The organism is Chitinophagales bacterium, from assembly GCA_013816805.1.
GTDB lineage: Bacteria > Bacteroidota > Bacteroidia > Chitinophagales > UBA10324 > MGR-bin340.
In genome coordinates this window covers 50,650-68,297 of record JACDDS010000007.1, presented here as the reverse complement: position 1 = coordinate 68,297, position 17,648 = coordinate 50,650, and the positions used below count along the sequence as shown (strand labels likewise).

The window sequence follows — 17,648 nt, the reverse complement described above, 5'->3', positions numbered from 1 at the left end:
TGTGCTCATAGGGCGCTATCTTCGGCCTTATAGTGGAAGTCCTTTATCTCAGAAATTTCCTTAAAGATTTTAATATTGGCAGGTAAGTTTTTTTTATAGTATACCATGCGAAAGCCGGATAAATATATTTTACATTTTGGAAAAGCTTTTGATAATTTCGAAAGGTATGAGGGAATTTTTTCCTCATAAGGAGAAGAAGTGAAAATACCAAACATGAAATTCGGTTTAAAAAGTGAACAACTTCTCACTAAGTCCTCTATAGGGACATTCTGACCTAAATACAGTACATGTACAGACCTTTTTTTTAATATAAAATGCAGATATAATAAGCTCAATTCATGTAGTTCTCCTTCAGGTAGAAATAAAAGAGCTTTCGATACCGCCTGGTGTACAGGATCCGTACGATCAATCGCTGAAATAAGTTTCTGACGAATGAGGTTTGAGATAAAATGTTCATGCGAAGGATTGACTGTGTTTATCTGCCACATTACTCCTATTTTGCGCATAAGAGGGAATAGAATCCTTTCAAAGGTGATTTCAAAGCCTAATTCAACAATATTAAGATTGACTATTTTCTCGAATTTGAACTCATTCATCTGCACCATGGCCAGCACCAGAGCATCCATTTGATTATGGTATTCAAAGTCAGTATAAGAGATGTTTTTAACTTTTTCTTCCATTTCTGCAACGCTCATTTGGGTCAGTCTGGAAATTTTAAACCCATTGCGATTCAGAAAAGAAATATTTAGCAAAAGCCGGAGCTCATCATCATTGTATTGACGGATATTTGTTTCTGTTCTCAGTGGCCTGAGAATTCCGTAACGCTGCTCCCAAATCCGAATGGTATGTGCCTTAATTCCTGAAAGGGCTTCTAAATCTTTGATCAGATATTTCGCCATAATATACTTTCAGCTAAAAGATTTTAATTACTAACCAGAACTGGAATCAGTAACAGCTATAATAACGGGAAATGCTTTCCTTACTAAATTAACAATCAGAGTGATACTTTGTTTATTATTAAGGATTTTGAGTTCACATACAGCAAAAACATAAGGAGGAATGTAAGAGTAGTCCCGAAATGAATACTGCCGGCCATGAGTTTAATTAAAGTATCCGGGATTTACATTCCTGCAGTAAACAGAAGATTCAGGTCTGTATATTTCATATCAAACTTTTCACTTATGTGACGGTTGGTCAGTGTCCCCTTGAATATATAAACTCCATTGCGGATATGGTTATGGACATGCATCAACTTTTCAAATCCACCCAATCTACCGGCTTCCAGTAATGTGGGCGTGAGGACATTGCTGATTGCCTGAGAGGCAGTCCGTGGAACCCGTGAGGGAATATTTGGAACACAATAATGAATTATGTCATATTTTTTAAAAATCGGATTATCATGTGTGGTTATTTCAGAGGTCTCAAAACATCCTCCCTGGTCTATGCTAACATCAATAATTACTGATCCGGGTTTCATTTTTGATACCATTTCTTCTGTAACCAGGACGGAAGTCCGACCCGATTTACTATGCACCGCTCCCACCGCTACGTCTGTTTTGCTTAGCGCCTTGGCCAGTACATCCTGCCTTATTATTGAGGTAAAGACCCGCGCCCCTATATTTCGCTGGAGGCGTCTTAATTTATAGATGGAGTTATCAAAAATCTTCACTTCGGCACCCAATGCAAGAGCTGTTCTGGCGGCGTTTTCACCTACTGTCCCTGCACCAAGTATTACCACACGGGCAGGAGGAACCCCTGCAATGCCACCGAGTAAAATTCCTTTGCCATGGTGCATATCACTTAATAATTCAGCTGCGATATGTATAGCTGTGCTGCCTGCAATTTCACTCATTGAAGAGACCAGTGGAAATGTATCTGCTTCATCTCTTATGTATTCATAGGCAAGGGCAGTCACCTTTTTCCGAAGCAATGATTCAATATATTCCCTGGAAAGTGTTGGGAGATGTAAAGGGGATATAATGATTTGGTGCGCATGCAAAAAATGAATCTCCTGTGCAGAAGGAGGGGCTACTTTCAAAATAAGGCTGGCCCGAAATACATCCTTAGTATTATATCCAATTTCTGCACCTGCTTCGGAGTAATCCGAATCTGAAATACGTGCCCCTTCACCCGCTTTTGTTTCAACTAATACGCGGTGTCCGTTACCAATTAATATGGAAATGGCCCCCGGTGTCAAGGCTACCCGGTTTTCCTGGAAAAATTTTTCTTTAGGTATGCCAATAAATAATTTCTCGCTGCTGCGGGCAACCTCCAGCACAGATTCCTTTGGTGTAAGCCCCAGGCTTGTCTTTAACTCTTCAGATAATTTTACTTTTCGTTCCCCGCTCATGAACTCGTTATAGTGATCTTTCTTTTTTCTTTATCACATTCAATTTTTATGAAAACAGTGTCTGAGGGCAACAATATTTTAATCAACTGCGGCCATTCAATAAAGCAATACTCATTCCCCGCAAGATACTCTTCTATCCCAATATTTAATACCTCAGAAATACTATTTAATCTGTACAAATCAATGTGGGAAATGCGTCCCGTAGCATAATATTCGTTAACAATTGGAAAAGTGGGGCTGGTAACCCTATCCTTCACTCCCAGCATCCTGCAAAGAGCGCCGATAAGTGTAGTTTTACCGGATCCCATTTCTCCTGATAAAGCAAAGATTTTTTTATTCGGACAAAATAAAAAAATTTCAGAAGCTAGGTCAGGCAATCGTTCAAGGGATGATAAGCTGAAATTTTTAGTCATATTTATAATCTTTGAGAAAATAAAGAAAATCTATCTGACTGAACGAAATTGATATAGTTTTTTTATCATTTCTATCAAGAATTCACCCTTTATTAAACAATAATATTCCCGTTACAGAAAATTTTAACCGGCAAACGTAATGAATTATTCATTTTTTTTCATGCAAAGCAGGAATAATCTGGCTATTGTTTTGATTTTGCTCTTTAATGCTAATTCAGCATTAGCCAATGATCCTGCTGTTTTTAGGGATCAAATATTTACTGCTTCAGTTCGTACAGTACAACTATATGTGAATCCTCTTCCTCTTTCAGATGCCGTTATCCCTCTTAATGGGCCTTCACAACTACATCTTGCTTTCGATGATTTGGAAGGTGATAAAAAAAATTATTTCTACACCCTGATATTATGCAACTACGACTGGACACCATCAGACCTTAATCCTTTCGGTTATTTGGAAGGATTCCAGCAGCAGGAAATTATTACATTCAGTTTTTCATTCAATACCTATCAGCATTTTACTCACTATGATTTGCAATTCCCGAATGCAGACATCAGGATAACAAAATCGGGAAATTATGTTCTTAAGGTATACGCAGATAACGATCCGGGCAAAGTGGTTTTAACAAGGCGATTTATAGTATTTGAAAGTAATTTGCAGGTAATCACAGATGTACATCAGCCTTTGAGTGCTAAATATTCACGGACACACCAGGAAGTAGATTTTTCGCTTAACTATAGTGGAATGTCAATTTCAAATCCACAAAATGACATTCATGTCCTTCTGATGCAAAATTTCAGATGGGATAATGCCATCTCCAATTTATCCCCGCTCTTTCAACGTTCCAATCAACTGGATTATAACTATGAAATGGAGAATGCTTTTGAAGCGGGAAAAGAATTCCGGAATTTTGATACGCGTACTATTCGATATCGAACGGAGCATGTGAAAGAAATAAAGACAAGTAATGATGTCACGGATATTTTACTTTTTTCTGATGAGGTGAGGGCGGGGACCCCTTATTTTTTCAGACGGGATATAGATGGCAAATTTCTTCCTGCTACACAGGATTATCCTGAAGAAGCTTTACAGGCAGATTATGTATGGGTGTACTTCACACTGCCATTTGACTATCCCGTAAAAGAAGGTAAAATTTACCTGTTCGGAAAGTTTACGGATTGGCAGCTATTACCTGATTTTCAAATGCAGTGGAATCCAAAACTATTTGCTTACGAAGCTAAGGCCTATTTAAAGCAAGGTTATTACGAGTATGAATACATATATTCTGATAATAATGGAAATGCCGAAACAGATTTAATAGAAGGCAATTCATATGAAACCCAAAATACTTACCAGGTTTTCGTTTACTACCGTCCGTTTGGCGCAAGATATGACCAGGTGATTGCTTATAAAGCAACTGATTCTTTTAATAAGTAATAGCCATTTAAAGATTACCGGCAGGACTTTAATAATAAATCCGCGGAGGAGTGCGGATTTATTATTGCCTATTCCTGTTTAAAATTCGAAGGCAAGACCCACCGACCATGGGTATGCTTCCGGAGCAACATCTTTTGCAAATAAAGTAGATAAGCTCACATTAGTATATAAATTAAACCAGCCATAACCGATTCTGCCGGTAATTCCATAACGGAAATCATTTAAATTGAAATCATCGTGTTGCTTATTCTTATCACCTGAGGTCGTTTTTGTTTTTGTATGGGCCCCCAGCAAATATTCACCAAAACCTCCTGCACTGATGTGGAATGATTTATTTATATCGTCCGGATTAGTTTCAAGCCGCAGCATTACAGGAATACCGACATAGGTTGGCGATAATTTATTCTTTTTCAATGGCTGCTCACTGCTTACAAATACTACAGAATCCACTCTCGGCACCAGCACATTAGTAAGGTCATTAAACTTGTAGCTGTTAAATTCGAAGAAAATTCCATAGCTCAACCAGAGATGATAGCTGATCAGGTTAATTTTCTGATTTATTAAATGAACATCAACTACCCAGGATTTGCCAGTATTTACTTTGAGAGGTGAATAATTTGCAGTTAAATTTGAAACACCATTTCGCCCGGAGTAATTATTTAATCCTACATCAAGCAACAGGTATTTTGTTTCAATATTTTTAAGATGATGAGATTCTTCATTATCAGTACAATCAGTTTTATCTTTATAAATATTCACGTGCTGTTCATCCTTGTTATGATTATCGCGCACAATAATATTCCATCTTCCCACCTTTACTTCTGTTGAATCGTTATTTTCATTATCCATATCCGGCATTAAAAAAGAAGTGGTGTCTTCTTCATTCTGATCGCCAGTAGAACCCGGGGGCATAGGTGGCATTGGGGGCACTTCAAATTGTATATCAAAGTCGCTACCACTGTCTCGATTTTGGTCCTTTAATTCTTCCTTCATTTTTGCAAGCTGATCCTGGAGCTGAAGCATTTGCTGTTGAAACTGCACTTTCCATTGCTCCATTTCCTGCTGGAATTGCTGCTGTTGCTCCGGGGTCCATACCTGCTGAGAAAATCCCACTGCAGGAAGTAACAAAAACATCCAGGCTGTTAATAAAACACTTTTCATGAGATACATTTATTGATTGTTAAATAATGTAAAGAGGGTGAATAAATAATCTTAAATATGGGTTAAAACTTTTCAGCTTTTATTGAACCAGTCATAAAATGGAAGTCCATGTTTCCAATCATCGGAGCCACGCCGGTGCCTTTTAAATTCCTGAGCAGGCGGAGGGGGTGGCGGAAATATTTTAGGTATGTTAAAATCATAATGGTGGTTAGGCGGGGGCACTCTGAAAAAATCAGGAGATTCTTCTTTCCATTGTCTCAAATCCCACTGAGGTATCTCAAAATCCTTAATTGCATCTTTCCATTTTTCAAGATCCTCCCGTTTTGGTATAAAAAAGTTGCCTTCATCAGCCTGGTCGTCCGGGGAGAAAAGATAACTCCTGCCGTCAGGTAGTATCCGTGCGTGAAATTTGCTCCCGGGAATATTGAAATCCCTTTCTTTTAATTGCCTGCTTAGAAATGATATGGATTCCTGCAGAGACTTTAATTGATTTTGAAGCTGCTCCTGCATACTTTGCAGGTCTTTCTGCAATTGATCAAACTGTTTTTGCGACAGCGTAGTTGCCGGTTTCTGACAAAAAACCAAACCCGGTAGCAACATGAACAATAAGTATATAAAGGCCTTTTTCATAGTTAAGTTTTTAATGAGTTGATGTTGATCGTTTATTTCTCTTTTTGAAAAATTTATGGTAGAAAGAAAATTTCTCTGTATCGACACTTACTGCAACAGGGTTTTTAGTTTTGATTTGCATAGTTTCATCCCTGGCTTCACTGTTTTTTATCAATTCACCACGCCCGGTTATACGTAATAGCTCTTCACCAACAAGAGATGCAATGGATAACCATCCCATCACATTTGTATTTTTGTTGGAATTGCCCAGCTCATTATTGCCGGATTTACTTTCATTGACAAAAACATAATAAGGTGCTCTGTTCATCCGGCTCTGTACGGGAATAGTATGAGGTTTCGCTACGGGCATTTTCAGTAAATCTGAAGTAAAAACAGCAGCATATTCATCACGTTTTTCATTAAAATCAGGTTGCTGATTTCCCGCTGTCGAATAATGCTTTGGGTCTTTATGAACCACTGAAGCAATATTTACTGATTTTTTAATTTGATTCCTTTTTACAATATTCTGGGAATTATCTACATCCTTTTTTAAGTTGATATCTGTATTACCCTGAGCGATTTTATCATTCTTATAATTCTGCATTATTACAGCAGAATCCGATTCTTTTTGATTTTTAGATTGATTCATATGAGCTATATCTCTACTGCTTTCCTGAAGAGAGTGAGTGGCTTTATTTCCCGCTAATGGAACAGATGAAATATTGTCTTTCCAGCGTACGCCTTGCATCATAAATAAGAAGAATATAACTGCGGCTACAGCGGCTGTAAGGATATACCGGATGTTAATAGTGATTATCTTTCTTTCTCTATGCTTCAACGATTCCTTATCCGGAAAAGAAACTTTACTATCTGAGACTAACACCGTGGCCTTGTATGCATGCATCACGGGCTGAAATTGCGGGTATTGATTTAAGAAAGTAATTACATCTGTATATTCCGATGAAGACAAACCCCCATCCACAAAACGGACAAAATATTCGGGATAATTTAATGTAGTAATTCCCTTTTGCAGTGTTTCTTTTTTCAAAAAGACAATAGATTCATCCGCCTTTAAAATAGTTTCATCAAAAGCATTAAGATCTGACTCCAGTTCAGGGTATTCTTTTAGAAAAAGCCTGAGCTCATTTTCTTCCTCATTTAACAGTTCACCATCAATGAACCGAACCAGGTATTCCTGGTAATTTTTATGGTTAACTTTCATCTTTTACAATCATCAATCGGTTATAAAGCATTTTCGGTTCTCACTAAAAAATTTTTTAAAGTGGTACGGGCCCGGAAAATATATACTTTCACCTGCGACTCGTTTAATCCCGTAATAGTTCCTATTTCCTCATAGCTATACCCTTCATAATCTCTTAGCAGCACCACCGTTTTCTGCATTTCCGGTAATTTCGTTAAGCCAAATTCTAACGCTTCTTTCGCACCTGTGTACTGATAGCTGCTGCCTTGCACATCCATATGCTCTTCCGTAATATCTGCGTCATTTTTTCTCTTTCTGTACTGATCAATCATATTATGATAAGCAACAGTGAACAGGTAAGAGCGGCATTTATCATACTCTACACTTAAATGGTTTTTCCATAATATTTCAAATGCATTCTGCACTACATCCCGGGCATCTTCACTGTTCTTCATATTTTTCAAAATGAAGCGATATACCCTGTCAGCAAACAGATCGACGCATTTATTGTATTCCTGGGCCGTCATCGGTAATACGACAGTTTTTGGTTCACTAATAATTTCGCTATTTGGGAATTCAAACAGCTTACCTGTCGCAAAACTTTCCGGTTATTTTCAACTAAGTTGGTAAACCTCTTCCCCAAGGGTTAAATTTAATTTGAAATCAATCCTGATGATTCTATCAATTCTTTTTTCTTCTTACGGTCACGGCCAGCCCCTTTTTCTGCAGCACCATGCTGTTTAGCAGGTATGTTTTGGGCTATTAATTGTACAAAAGATGGTAACGGTGTAATAGTTAATAGAAAATCCTCCGTTTCCTGCTGCACCCTGTCTAATATTAAACTATGCTCTTCAGCAACTGGATAAGAAGTCATTATAAAATTAATTTCGTCGCTTTTCCTGACTGCTGATTGTGCATTTGCAAAAGAAATTGACAAGAAAATGATTGCTAAAGCAGGTATTATTATCTTTTTCATCTTGTATTATTTTAAATTCAATGGTTGGACGGCAGTATATATAAAAAAGTTACAAGACAGCATACTTTTTTCAAAAAGCTAAGGCCCGGTAGTATTTTATGTTTTAATATTACTTTGTAATGAGTCTAAAGGACTTTATCAGCTATTTACATTTGTCGATCCCTTAATTTCTATAGGTTTGCAGCAATTTTTTACTTCCAGCAACAACATCTTGAAACAGGGATAAAATTTCCAAAATTTCTAAAGAATTTCACTATCAAACAACTATCTTCAAAAAAAATTAGGGTAATAATGCAGTATAATATCCATCGCGTGGATAATGCCATAATATTTATGGTAGAAGGAAAAATCTTAAGTGAACAACAAACGGCTGTCCTTCGTGAGCGAATCGAGAAAGAATTGATTCTCAATCAAAAAAAATTTATACTTGATTTAAAAAGTCTTCAGTTTGTTAACAGTGTTTGCCTTAATTTCTTGATATCTGCAAAAATTAAAATTGCTGAAAAAGGGGCCCAGGTAGTATTATGCAATGTTTCTGATCAGTTAAGGAAGTTGCTTGTAATGACTAAACTCGAACACTATTTTCAAATTGCCAGCAGAACAGCTGATGCTCTTAATTTATTAAACCAATTGGCACTTTAGTATCCCCTATTAAATATCTCTTAGTTTAGGCTATTCTTAATTAAAATTTTATTATGGCCGTTGATGTTTTACTGGGGTTACAATGGGGGGATGAAGGAAAAGGAAAAATCGTAGATTATCTTGCACCAAATTATGATTTAATCGCTCGTTTTCAGGGTGGTCCTAATGCAGGGCATACACTGAATATTGCGGGTAAGCATATTGTATTGCGCACCATACCTTCGGGGGTGTTTCACGATAGGCCTTGTAATTTAATAGGTAACGGGGTGGTGATAGACCCTGTTGAGTTTGTAAAAGAAATAACAGAGCTCACTAACATTGGCATTGACCTCAAAAAAAAGCTTAAGATTTCAAAGAAGGCGCATTTGATTATGCCTACTCACCGCCTTCTGGATGCAGCTTCCGAATCTGCAAAGGGTACGGAAAAAATTGGTTCTACATTAAAAGGGATAGGTCCGGCTTACATGGATAAAACGGGCAGGAATGGCTTGCGGGTTGGAGATCTTTTTTCGCCGCTATTTAAAAACCAATATGATCAGCTTAAAAGGAAACATACTGATCTGCTTCACCTATACCATTTCGAAAATTATGCAATTGACCTTGAACAAAAATGGTTTGATGCTATTGAGGTACTTCGAACATTTGAAACCGTGAATGGAGAATACTTTATAAATGAACAGTTACAGAATGGAAAGAAAGTTCTTGCTGAGGGAGCTCAGGGATCCATGCTGGATATTGATTTTGGAACGTATCCTTTTGTAACTTCTTCTAATACTATAACCGCAGCAGCTTGCACCGGTCTGGGTATTGCCCCTGCTGTTATTGGTGAAGTTATTGGGGTGATCAAAGCATATTGCACGCGTGTGGGTGAGGGACCTTTCCCGACCGAGCTTAAAAATGAAACCGGTGATTTACTGAGAAAGGAAGGCCGGGAGTTCGGCTCTATAACGGGCAGACCCCGTCGCTGCGGTTGGTTAGATATTCCACAAATAAATTATACCATTATGCTTAATGGCGTATCTCAGCTTATAATTACCAAGGCAGATGTATTAAATATTTTTGAGGAAATAAAAATTTGCGAGTCCTATAAAATTGAAGATGAGATTTCTGCTGAATTGCCATTTAACATTAGTAACGTAGAAATTGAACCATTATATACTACTTTACCGGGGTGGAAATCGGATCATAGTATGAAGCATAAAAATCAGTTGCCCGCTACGCTTATAGACTTTATTGAGTTTATCGAGGTTAAAACGTCAAAAAAAGTCTCTATGGTTTCCATTGGTGCAGAAAGAGACCAGCTGGTTATACTATAACTTATTGCTATTAACCCTTGTTTCAAATGTAGAACCCACACGAAATTACCAAGTACAATGGGCTGATTGGATTTGTTACTTTTTTAAAAATAAATTTGAAAATTTCAAATCTTAATTTAAAATTTACGATCTAATATATTTGTCATGAAATCCAGCACAAACAAATCATCTTCTTCAAGATCAGCGAGAAAAACTACCCCGAAATCTGCCACTCAAAAAGGTTCAAAGCCGGTAAAAAAAGCTGCTTCAAATAAAAATTCAAAAAAAGATAGTTCCGATAAATCAGTTAGTAAAAAAACTTCACTAAAAAATAAACCCACCTCTACCGTGGAATCAGATATCAAAAATAAATCTGGAAGCAAAACTCCATCAAAGGCCGGTAAGCAAACTACTTCTCAAGCAGGCACCCGTTCTCAACAATCTAAAAATTCATCCTCTGGACCTGCAGGAACAAAAAATAAAAAAAAGAAGGAAAACAGGGATGATGATTTAAGAGAATTTAATGATGATGAACAAATGCTGAAGAAAACATTAAGAAAACAAAGTGATGATGATCAGGACGATGATGAATCACCGGAAGATGGTTTTAAAGTGGAAGAAGAATTTGACACAAAGGCAGGTTCCGATGACGACGATGATGATCTGTAGAACAAAGTCCTGCCTTTGCCCAAAGGTTTCAGTACAAACTATAATTATATCGAACTAAGAAATTTTAATTTCTAAAGCTCCCGATACTCAGTAGACCTGATCATAATTTTATGCTGACGAAAATTTCTTTCAAGCTTTTTCCAAAATTTTTTCCACCACGACTTATCGAGAACCTGGCTCAGAACTTAAAAAATAATCAGTTCGTCCTGTACCATTTTACCCCGGTGATCCCATAATCCCTCTACAGGTGAATGCCGGTAAATGGTTACTCCTTCAAACATCTCTATAAGTTTTTTCCTTAACCTTATAAACCTGGTTCCTGGAAAAGGCTGACCTTCGTTATCGCTAAGAGGAATAAACAGCTGAATGAACTACATACTCCGATTATATTTTTAATAAAACTAAAGTTGCAATATTTAACTGTACCTATTCATTTAGGTTGAGGACAAAGTATCAGTCTTTTTTACGCGAATATTTAGTAACAACCATAAATCTCTATTTCTCATAAATAGACAGGTTTAAGATTAATTTAGGCTTTACTTTCAAAATGAAACTACCAGATACTTTTGCAGATCAGACTAATAATGTGAATGTAATTATTGAAACTCCAAAAGGGAGTCGTAATAAATATACATATCACCCTGAAAGCGGTTTATTTCAATTAGGAAAAATCCTGCCTGCCGGTCTCGTGTTTCCATTGGATTTTGGATTTATTCCAGAAACAAAAGCAGAAGATGGTGATCCAGTAGATGTGCTGGTGATAATGGAAGTTCCGGGATTTGCAGGTTGCTTTGTAGAATGCAGGATAATAGGTGTTATAGAAGCAGAGCAAACAGAGCGCAACCATAAAAAAGTAAAGAATGACCGTTTGCTGGCTATTCCTGTAGACTCAAACCAATTCGCTAAAATTAAAACCATCGATGATTTGGATAAAACCTTTTTAAATGAGATTATTGAATTTTTCGTTCAGTACAATGAAATGGGCGGCAAGAATTTTAAGCTTCAGAATATCAGTGGTCCTGATGTTGCCCTTACGCTGGTAAAAAAACAAATGACTTAAACCGTATTTATCTTAAATAGAATGAAAGATGCAAATAATAGGAAACCCGGAGTGCCCCTCCCACGAAAAGGAAAAAATCTTACAATAAAAAAAAACATAAACCTTGCCTCTGCAGAAGAAGCGTCCCGTGTCTATAACAAGGTTAAGGATCGCCTTGCCGATATTAATAACTGGGACCAATGGTCGGGCAAGGGTTCCGGAATATTTACTTTAACTGATCCGGAAGGAACGAAAAAAAACAATTTACCAGCGATTGGGGATTACATTAAAATTAAAATCCCTGCCCCCAAGTCCGCCAATAGCGATGGATTTGATTGGGTCAAGATTGATAAGATTGATTCTAAGAATGTAAAGGATACAGATGAGCGCTATATTATTCAGGTACACCCATCTCAAAATCCGTTAAACAAGAATAACGAAGTTTCTCATTTTCTAGATAGTGACGCCACAAGTACTTTTATAGTAAGCAGAAAAGGCAAACAAGTGGCAGCTGAAATTTACGGAAGGAATGAGCTACCTAATGTAGAAAAGGCACAAGGAGTATTTAACAAATTACGGAACATTGTGGTAGGATTATTTGCTACCGCCGGCCTTGCTAGAATTCAGTGGGAAAAGTTAGCAGCCGGACTTCTTGAATTTGATAATAACTAATATGATTGACCAATAACAACTGCTTTCTCAACCTAATTCATATTCAAAATTTTACTGTTTAATCAAATCATTAAATAGTTTTCTCAGGCGAGCCTATACATTTTTCCAGGAAGCGAAATCACCATTCCTTTAAATTCTAAATTCAGCAGACCCACTGCAAGCTGGCTTCCGAATAAACCAGACTGCTGACTTAATGCATCTACATGCAGAGAATTATTTCCATCCAGCAATGAAAGCAGCTTTCTTTCATTTTCATCCAACTCTATAAAAATTTGCTTTTGTTTCGGCGAATGAGATTTTTTTTTATCTACCCACCCAAGAAAAAATGCGATATCTTCAGCACATTCTACCAGGTTAGCTTTATTCGTTTTAATAAAATAATTGCATCCCTCAGAATATTTATCTCCTACCCTGCCTGGAACTACGAAGACATCCCGGTTATAGGAACTGGCAATCTCTGCTGTAATTAACGCACCTCCCTTTACTGCTGATTCAACTACAATTGTTGCATCACATAAGCCCGCAACGATTCGGTTCCGTTTTGGGAAGTTTTCCGGCTCAAAGCTATCTATGCTTTTAAATTCTGTGACTAAGCCTCCTGCTTCCAGCATTTTAATAGCGGTGGCTCGGTGTTGATTCGGGTATATCTGGTTTAATCCGTGCCCTAAAACACCTATGGTAGGAAGGTCAAATTGTAATGCAATTTTATGGGCAGCAATATCAATTCCATAGGCCAATCCGCTTACTATAGTTGCATTATAATTTTTTAAACCGGAGATTAATGATTCACACATGTTCTTTCCATAATCAGAGGCATGCCGTGTTCCTACAATAGCTATCATACGCTCACTATTCAGGTTCATGTTACCTTTTGTATATAACAGGATGGGTGAATCAGTTAGGCCTTTTAACCTTGAGGGATACCCATCATCAAGATAAAACAGGGGATTGATCTTATTTTTTTCAATAAATAATATTTCTTTTTCTGCAGTATTAAAATCATTAAAATGCAAAATGGATTTTGCCCGAACCTCATCAATACCGGGCACTTTTTTTAAATCAAATTTTCTTGCCTTAAAAACTTTTTCCGGATCTCCCAAGTAGCTCACCAGATTTTTTGCCAGTACATCACCGATGTTCGGTATCAGCGTGAGTGCTATCTGGTATAGAAGATGTTTTGATTGCATAAGCCGTTCTCCATTGTAAAATAAAAAAATTGCTGGAGCATTCTAAATGGTCAACATTGAGGTTTCGATCGGCTATAATTTTTTACATTCGTCTTTTCTATAATTTATGATGAAAAAAAATGTACTTATAGCAATTTTTCTTTTAACAGCAATGCAGGGAGGGGCTCAGTATTCCAAAACTGATTCTTTAAAAAACAATTTATGTAACGGAGATAATCAACTGTACTGGAAAAACAGACTGCCCTTTCCGGGCTATTGGCAGCAGGATGTTTATTATGAAATTGATGCTGATATAAATGAGAAAACAGGAATTATTGACGGAAAGGAAAATCTCACTTATTGGAATAATTCACATGATACCTTAAGCTTTGTTTATTTTCACTTGTATCAACAGGCATTCGTAAAGGGAGGTTATATTGAAGATCTAAATATTCACAATAATTTCAAACAGGTATTTGGAAAATACGAAGCGGCTGGCTTAGGTGAAATAATAGAATCTATCCAAATAGCGAAGAAGGATTTAAAAACTGAATCTGACTTTTCAGTGGTAAAAGTCTATCTAACAACGCCATTGCTACCCAATGATTCCACGGTTTTCAGCATAAAATTTAAAACTTATTTCGATAATGGCACTCAACGAAGGCGTATGAAAAAATTTAGCGTCTTTGGCTTCACCCATTATGATGGTGTTCACTGGTATCCCCGCATTTGCGTATACGATCGGAAATTTGGCTGGGATACTGATCAGCATCTCGGTAAGGAATTTTACGGAGACTTTGGAACCTATGATGTTCAGCTGTCATTTTCTTCTAACTATATTGTCGGAGCCACAGGTGTACTTCAAAATCGGGAAGAATGTTTATCAAAGGAGCTACGTGAAAAACTGGATTTAAAAAACTTCGCAGATAAACCCTGGGAATCCAAACCCTCTAATATTATTCCTTACGATTCTACTCACAGAAAGACGTGGCATTTTTTTGCTCAGAATGTACATGACTTCGCATGGACTGCAGATCCTGCTTATAGATTAGCTGAAGCACAAGTGGAAGTTTACGATCCTGAAACAGAAAACACCCGTGTAGTAAATTGTGAGGCATTTGCTGAGGAGCAACATGCAGCCGGATGGCAAAATGCAGCTCTCTATACAGCTAAAGTAATCGATGTTTATTCCAGCAGCTTTGGAGCTTACAGCTGGCCTAATTTAATTGTTGCTGATGCGCGCGATGGTATGGAATATCCGATGCTCACGCTTGATGGTGGTTATTCTCCGAATTATTTTGACCTGATAGCTCACGAGGTAGGCCATGAATGGTTTTTTGGACAGGTTGCAAATAATGAAACTTACCGCGCTGCCCTTGATGAGGGATTTGCCCAGTTTATAGAATCGTGGGGATTAATTCAAATTTTCGGCGATACGCTGCCTCATCTGAAAAAGAAAGAAAATTATTATGATCACTTTAAAAAGCAAATCTCCATAAGGGATGGCGAGGTATATCTGGGTTATTTACGCGAAGCATCCCGAGGAACAGATGAGTCCATTAATCAGCATTCAGATGCCTTTAACGGTGCATTGAAGCATGGCGGCGGATATAGCCAGGTATATTTCAAGACAGCAACCATGCTATGGAATTTACAGTATGTTCTTGGCGATTCATTATTTCAGGCTTCCATAAAACACTATTTCAATCAGTGGAAATTTTGCCATCCTTATTTCGAAGACTTTCGAAACAGCATTATTCAATTTACCCATGTGGACCTTAACTGGTTCTTTGATGAATGGATGGAAACAACAAAGACAATTGACTATGGAGTTAAAAAAGTGAAACATAAAAATGATGATCACTACTCAGTAATACTTAACCGGAGAGGCAGAAGTCAAATGCCGGTTGATCTTGAAATAGAAGCAAAAAATGGAAATAAATATGCGTATTACATACCAAATAATTGGTTTCAAAAATCTACAACAGCTACTGTGCTGCCAAAGTGGTACGGGTGGGACAAACTGCATCCTGATTATCGATTTATAGTAAGCATACCTTCAGGGATCAGGAACATAACTATTGATCCATCTTTCAGAATGGCAGATGTATATATGCTGAATAATTCAAAAAAAATTCCGGTGCAAATAGCCTTTGACTCGCAGATCAACAACTTTCCATCCTGGAAAAATTATCAAATGCTCTGGAGGCCAGACATTTGGTACAATGCCATTGATGGAATAAAAGCCGGATTGCATCTGGAAGGCGACTATTTTGGAATTATTGACAAATTTTCCCTGACTGCCTGGTATAACACCAGATTATTACCCAATGGCTTTTATAATTATCACATAGAAGATTCTCTTGCGGAAAAAACGAGCCGCCTCTCTTTTAACTTTTCCTACAGCAGTAATACTCACCGGTTTATAAAGAATTCTTCTGTAAATTTTTCTTTTGAATTTCTTGATGGACTATGGGGCGGAAGTGCCGGCTTTACCATTCAACCTAACCTGCAAAATCTAATAGGAGTTGAATTTAAGTCTATGTACCGTGCCAAACAACATGACCTGCAATACTTGCTTTATCCTGAACAATGGAAAGCTGATGAATGGAATAATACAGCAAAAATCAGTTATGAGCTTAAGTACCAATATTATAAAGGAACCGGCGATATAGGAATTGTATTGCGTTCATCGTCTCTGTTCAGTGATTATCAATATTCCTATGCTGCTCTTACGGTCATTAATCGAAATCATTTAGGTCTGTTAGACTTTAGTACACGTTTTTTTGCAAGGGCAGGAAGTGGCACACCTGCTCTTGAAAGTGCATTATATTTAGCGGGTGGAAGTCCGGAAGATTTAATGGAAAATAAGTTTGTAAGAAGTAAAGGGTTTGTTCCTGATAAATGGCTTGGATATGGTTCTTCCATTAACCATTTTCAGCAGGGCGGCGGCTTAAACTTAAGAGGGTACGCCGGATATTTGGCTCCGGAATTAAGTGATGATCAGCAAAACTATCTACTGTACTTTGGTAACACTGGTATCGCAGTAAATGGAGAAGTTGATTTTGATAATTATATAAAGGTTGCCCCGAATTCAGTAAAAAACTGGCTCAAAGTAGATACTTATATTTTTGCTGATGCAGGATCGATGGGATACCATAAAGAATCAGGACAATTCAATATGAGTTCCTTTTATATGGATGGAGGCGTGGGAATTGCTGCAACTATAAAAAAATGGGGCCAATTTGAAAAAATAAAACCCCTTACCCTTCGCGCAGATTTTCCGTTGCTTATAAACCATCTTCCCGCTTATGAGAGCAGTTATATAAATTTTCGATGGGTTATCGGAGTTGGAAGATCCTTTTAAATTTTATTTGAAAAATATACGATGAACTTCTCTTCAAAATATTTTTCGCTAAAATAATGGTTGATGGAGATTGTTTCAGGCTTCATTGGCATCTGACTCAATTCAGCTTCTAAATTGCCTCCTTTAAGAAATATCCATCCATTGTGTTTTGAATTGCGGCTTTGATTGGAGATTGAGTTTTTGGTCCATTCATAAAGGGTGCGTAAAGGTGCCACTGCCCTGCTTAATATGAAATCAAATTTTCTTTTTATTTCTTCTGCTCTTATTTGTTCGGTAGAAATATTGCCCAATCTTAATTCCTGAGCAATAGCATTTACAACCTTGATTTTTTTCCCTATCGAATCGACTAAATGAAAATTAACTTCAGGGAAAAGGATGGCGAGAGGTAATCCCGGAAAGCCGCCACCAGTTCCAGCATCCAACAAAAAGGTTCCTTTGTTGAAAGTCATAAATTTTGCAATTGCAAGTGAGTGCAGGATATGTCTTTCATATAAATGATCAATATCCTTTCGTGAAATCAGATTAATTTTTTGATTCCATGTCTTGTATAGCTCACCGGCTGAAGAAAATTGTTGCTTTTGCAATAGGGTTAACCCGGGAAAATATTGCTCTAAAACCTTCAATGGTATTTGATTTTCATACTCCTCCATTGT

The 17,648-nt window shown here is 37.3% G+C and carries 17 protein-coding genes; 7 read left to right on the top strand and 10 right to left on the bottom strand.

Annotation, left to right across the window (positions count from 1 at the left end; translation table 11 throughout):
• Window positions 1-5: 5 nt before the first annotated feature.
• From H0W62_07505 to tsaE, 3 genes are all read right to left on the bottom strand, one after another.
• Window positions 6-899: a MerR family transcriptional regulator gene (locus H0W62_07505; GenBank protein ID MBA3648381.1), complete on the bottom strand. Its 894-nt coding sequence runs from the start codon at window positions 897-899 to the stop codon at window positions 6-8.
• Window positions 900-1,120: 221 nt separating this feature from the next.
• Window positions 1,121-2,350: an alanine dehydrogenase gene (locus H0W62_07500; GenBank protein MBA3648380.1), complete on the bottom strand. Its 1,230-nt coding sequence runs from the start codon at window positions 2,348-2,350 to the stop codon at window positions 1,121-1,123.
• Window positions 2,347-2,763 carry a tRNA (adenosine(37)-N6)-threonylcarbamoyltransferase complex ATPase subunit type 1 TsaE gene (gene tsaE / locus H0W62_07495; GenBank protein MBA3648379.1) on the bottom strand — a complete coding sequence of 139 codons (417 nt, stop codon included), beginning with the start codon at window positions 2,761-2,763 and terminating at the stop codon, window positions 2,347-2,349. The genes H0W62_07500 and tsaE overlap by 4 nt, the downstream gene beginning before the upstream one ends.
• 160 nt (window positions 2,764-2,923) lie before the next feature.
• On the opposite strand from tsaE, the gene H0W62_07490 reads away from it, so the two are divergent.
• A complete protein-coding gene (locus tag H0W62_07490; protein MBA3648378.1) occupies window positions 2,924-4,198 on the top strand; it encodes a DUF5103 domain-containing protein in 1,275 nt (424 codons plus the stop codon).
• Window positions 4,199-4,276: 78 nt separating this feature from the next.
• Here the strand turns inward: H0W62_07490 and H0W62_07485 are convergent, their stop codons facing one another.
• The 5 genes from H0W62_07485 to H0W62_07465 form a co-directional block, all read right to left on the bottom strand.
• Window positions 4,277-5,359, bottom strand: a complete 1,083-nt coding sequence (locus H0W62_07485) for a PorT family protein (protein ID MBA3648377.1) — start codon at window positions 5,357-5,359, stop codon at window positions 4,277-4,279.
• A gap of 72 nt (window positions 5,360-5,431) precedes the next feature.
• Entirely contained in the window at window positions 5,432-5,989 is a 558-nt protein-coding gene (locus tag H0W62_07480) for a hypothetical protein (protein MBA3648376.1), read from the bottom strand.
• A 10-nt stretch (window positions 5,990-5,999) separates the two neighbouring features.
• Entirely contained in the window at window positions 6,000-7,190 is a 1,191-nt protein-coding gene (locus H0W62_07475) for a hypothetical protein (protein ID MBA3648375.1), read from the bottom strand.
• 20 nt (window positions 7,191-7,210) lie between these two features.
• Complete coding sequence (locus H0W62_07470; protein MBA3648374.1) at window positions 7,211-7,696, bottom strand: sigma-70 family RNA polymerase sigma factor; 486 nt, start codon at window positions 7,694-7,696, stop codon at window positions 7,211-7,213.
• A gap of 125 nt (window positions 7,697-7,821) precedes the next feature.
• Window positions 7,822-8,145 (bottom strand): hypothetical protein, encoded by a 324-nt coding sequence (locus H0W62_07465; GenBank protein MBA3648373.1) that lies wholly within the window; start codon window positions 8,143-8,145, stop codon window positions 7,822-7,824.
• Window positions 8,146-8,478: 333 nt separating this feature from the next.
• On the opposite strand from H0W62_07465, the gene H0W62_07460 reads away from it, so the two are divergent.
• The 5 genes from H0W62_07460 (at window position 8,479) to H0W62_07440 (ending at window position 12,462) form a co-directional block, all read left to right on the top strand.
• Window positions 8,479-8,787: an STAS domain-containing protein gene (locus H0W62_07460; GenBank protein ID MBA3648372.1), complete on the top strand. Its 309-nt coding sequence runs from the start codon at window positions 8,479-8,481 to the stop codon at window positions 8,785-8,787.
• A gap of 53 nt (window positions 8,788-8,840) precedes the next feature.
• The gene (locus tag H0W62_07455; protein MBA3648371.1) at window positions 8,841-10,103 is read left to right on the top strand and encodes an adenylosuccinate synthase; all 1,263 of its coding nucleotides are present in this window, start codon (window positions 8,841-8,843) and stop codon (window positions 10,101-10,103) included.
• 144 nt (window positions 10,104-10,247) lie between these two features.
• Window positions 10,248-10,751: a hypothetical protein gene (locus H0W62_07450; protein ID MBA3648370.1), complete on the top strand. Its 504-nt coding sequence runs from the start codon at window positions 10,248-10,250 to the stop codon at window positions 10,749-10,751.
• A gap of 547 nt (window positions 10,752-11,298) precedes the next feature.
• Entirely contained in the window at window positions 11,299-11,811 is a 513-nt protein-coding gene (locus H0W62_07445) for an inorganic diphosphatase (GenBank protein ID MBA3648369.1), read from the top strand.
• 21 nt (window positions 11,812-11,832) lie between these two features.
• Window positions 11,833-12,462 (top strand): hypothetical protein, encoded by a 630-nt coding sequence (locus H0W62_07440; GenBank protein MBA3648368.1) that lies wholly within the window; start codon window positions 11,833-11,835, stop codon window positions 12,460-12,462.
• An 83-nt stretch (window positions 12,463-12,545) separates the two neighbouring features.
• Here H0W62_07440 and dprA read toward each other — a convergent pair whose 3' ends face one another.
• The gene (gene dprA / locus H0W62_07435) at window positions 12,546-13,649 is read right to left on the bottom strand and encodes a DNA-protecting protein DprA (protein MBA3648367.1); all 1,104 of its coding nucleotides are present in this window, start codon (window positions 13,647-13,649) and stop codon (window positions 12,546-12,548) included.
• A gap of 106 nt (window positions 13,650-13,755) precedes the next feature.
• Between dprA and H0W62_07430 the strand changes: the two genes are divergently transcribed.
• Complete coding sequence (locus H0W62_07430) at window positions 13,756-16,995, top strand: M1 family metallopeptidase (GenBank protein MBA3648366.1); 3,240 nt, start codon at window positions 13,756-13,758, stop codon at window positions 16,993-16,995.
• Here the strand turns inward: H0W62_07430 and rsmG are convergent.
• Window positions 16,992-17,645: a 16S rRNA (guanine(527)-N(7))-methyltransferase RsmG gene (gene rsmG / locus H0W62_07425; GenBank protein ID MBA3648365.1), complete on the bottom strand. Its 654-nt coding sequence runs from the start codon at window positions 17,643-17,645 to the stop codon at window positions 16,992-16,994. The two genes, H0W62_07430 and rsmG, sit on opposite strands and share 4 nt — an antisense overlap.
• Between the last annotated feature and the right edge of the window lie 3 nt (window positions 17,646-17,648).

What these genes read in the sequence shown, in the direction of transcription:
- H0W62_07505 (MBA3648381.1), bottom strand. Translation starts at nt 899, where the DNA reads ATGGCGAAATATCTGATCAAAGATTTAGAAGCCCTTTCAGGAATTAAG.
- H0W62_07500 (MBA3648380.1), bottom strand. Translation starts at nt 2,350, where the DNA reads ATGAGCGGGGAACGAAAAGTAAAATTATCTGAAGAGTTAAAGACAAGC.
- tsaE (MBA3648379.1), bottom strand. Translation starts at nt 2,763, where the DNA reads ATGACTAAAAATTTCAGCTTATCATCCCTTGAACGATTGCCTGACCTA.
- H0W62_07490 (MBA3648378.1), top strand. Translation starts at nt 2,924, where the DNA reads ATGCAAAGCAGGAATAATCTGGCTATTGTTTTGATTTTGCTCTTTAAT.
- H0W62_07485 (MBA3648377.1), bottom strand. Translation starts at nt 5,359, where the DNA reads ATGAAAAGTGTTTTATTAACAGCCTGGATGTTTTTGTTACTTCCTGCA.
- H0W62_07480 (MBA3648376.1), bottom strand. Translation starts at nt 5,989, where the DNA reads ATGAAAAAGGCCTTTATATACTTATTGTTCATGTTGCTACCGGGTTTG.
- H0W62_07475 (MBA3648375.1), bottom strand. Translation starts at nt 7,190, where the DNA reads ATGAAAGTTAACCATAAAAATTACCAGGAATACCTGGTTCGGTTCATT.
- H0W62_07470 (MBA3648374.1), bottom strand. Translation starts at nt 7,696, where the DNA reads ATGACGGCCCAGGAATACAATAAATGCGTCGATCTGTTTGCTGACAGG.
- H0W62_07465 (MBA3648373.1), bottom strand. Translation starts at nt 8,145, where the DNA reads ATGAAAAAGATAATAATACCTGCTTTAGCAATCATTTTCTTGTCAATT.
- H0W62_07460 (MBA3648372.1), top strand. Translation starts at nt 8,479, where the DNA reads ATGGTAGAAGGAAAAATCTTAAGTGAACAACAAACGGCTGTCCTTCGT.
- H0W62_07455 (MBA3648371.1), top strand. Translation starts at nt 8,841, where the DNA reads ATGGCCGTTGATGTTTTACTGGGGTTACAATGGGGGGATGAAGGAAAA.
- H0W62_07450 (MBA3648370.1), top strand. Translation starts at nt 10,248, where the DNA reads ATGAAATCCAGCACAAACAAATCATCTTCTTCAAGATCAGCGAGAAAA.
- H0W62_07445 (MBA3648369.1), top strand. Translation starts at nt 11,299, where the DNA reads ATGAAACTACCAGATACTTTTGCAGATCAGACTAATAATGTGAATGTA.
- H0W62_07440 (MBA3648368.1), top strand. Translation starts at nt 11,833, where the DNA reads ATGAAAGATGCAAATAATAGGAAACCCGGAGTGCCCCTCCCACGAAAA.
- dprA (MBA3648367.1), bottom strand. Translation starts at nt 13,649, where the DNA reads ATGCAATCAAAACATCTTCTATACCAGATAGCACTCACGCTGATACCG.
- H0W62_07430 (MBA3648366.1), top strand. Translation starts at nt 13,756, where the DNA reads ATGATGAAAAAAAATGTACTTATAGCAATTTTTCTTTTAACAGCAATG.
- rsmG (MBA3648365.1), bottom strand. Translation starts at nt 17,645, where the DNA reads ATGGAGGAGTATGAAAATCAAATACCATTGAAGGTTTTAGAGCAATAT.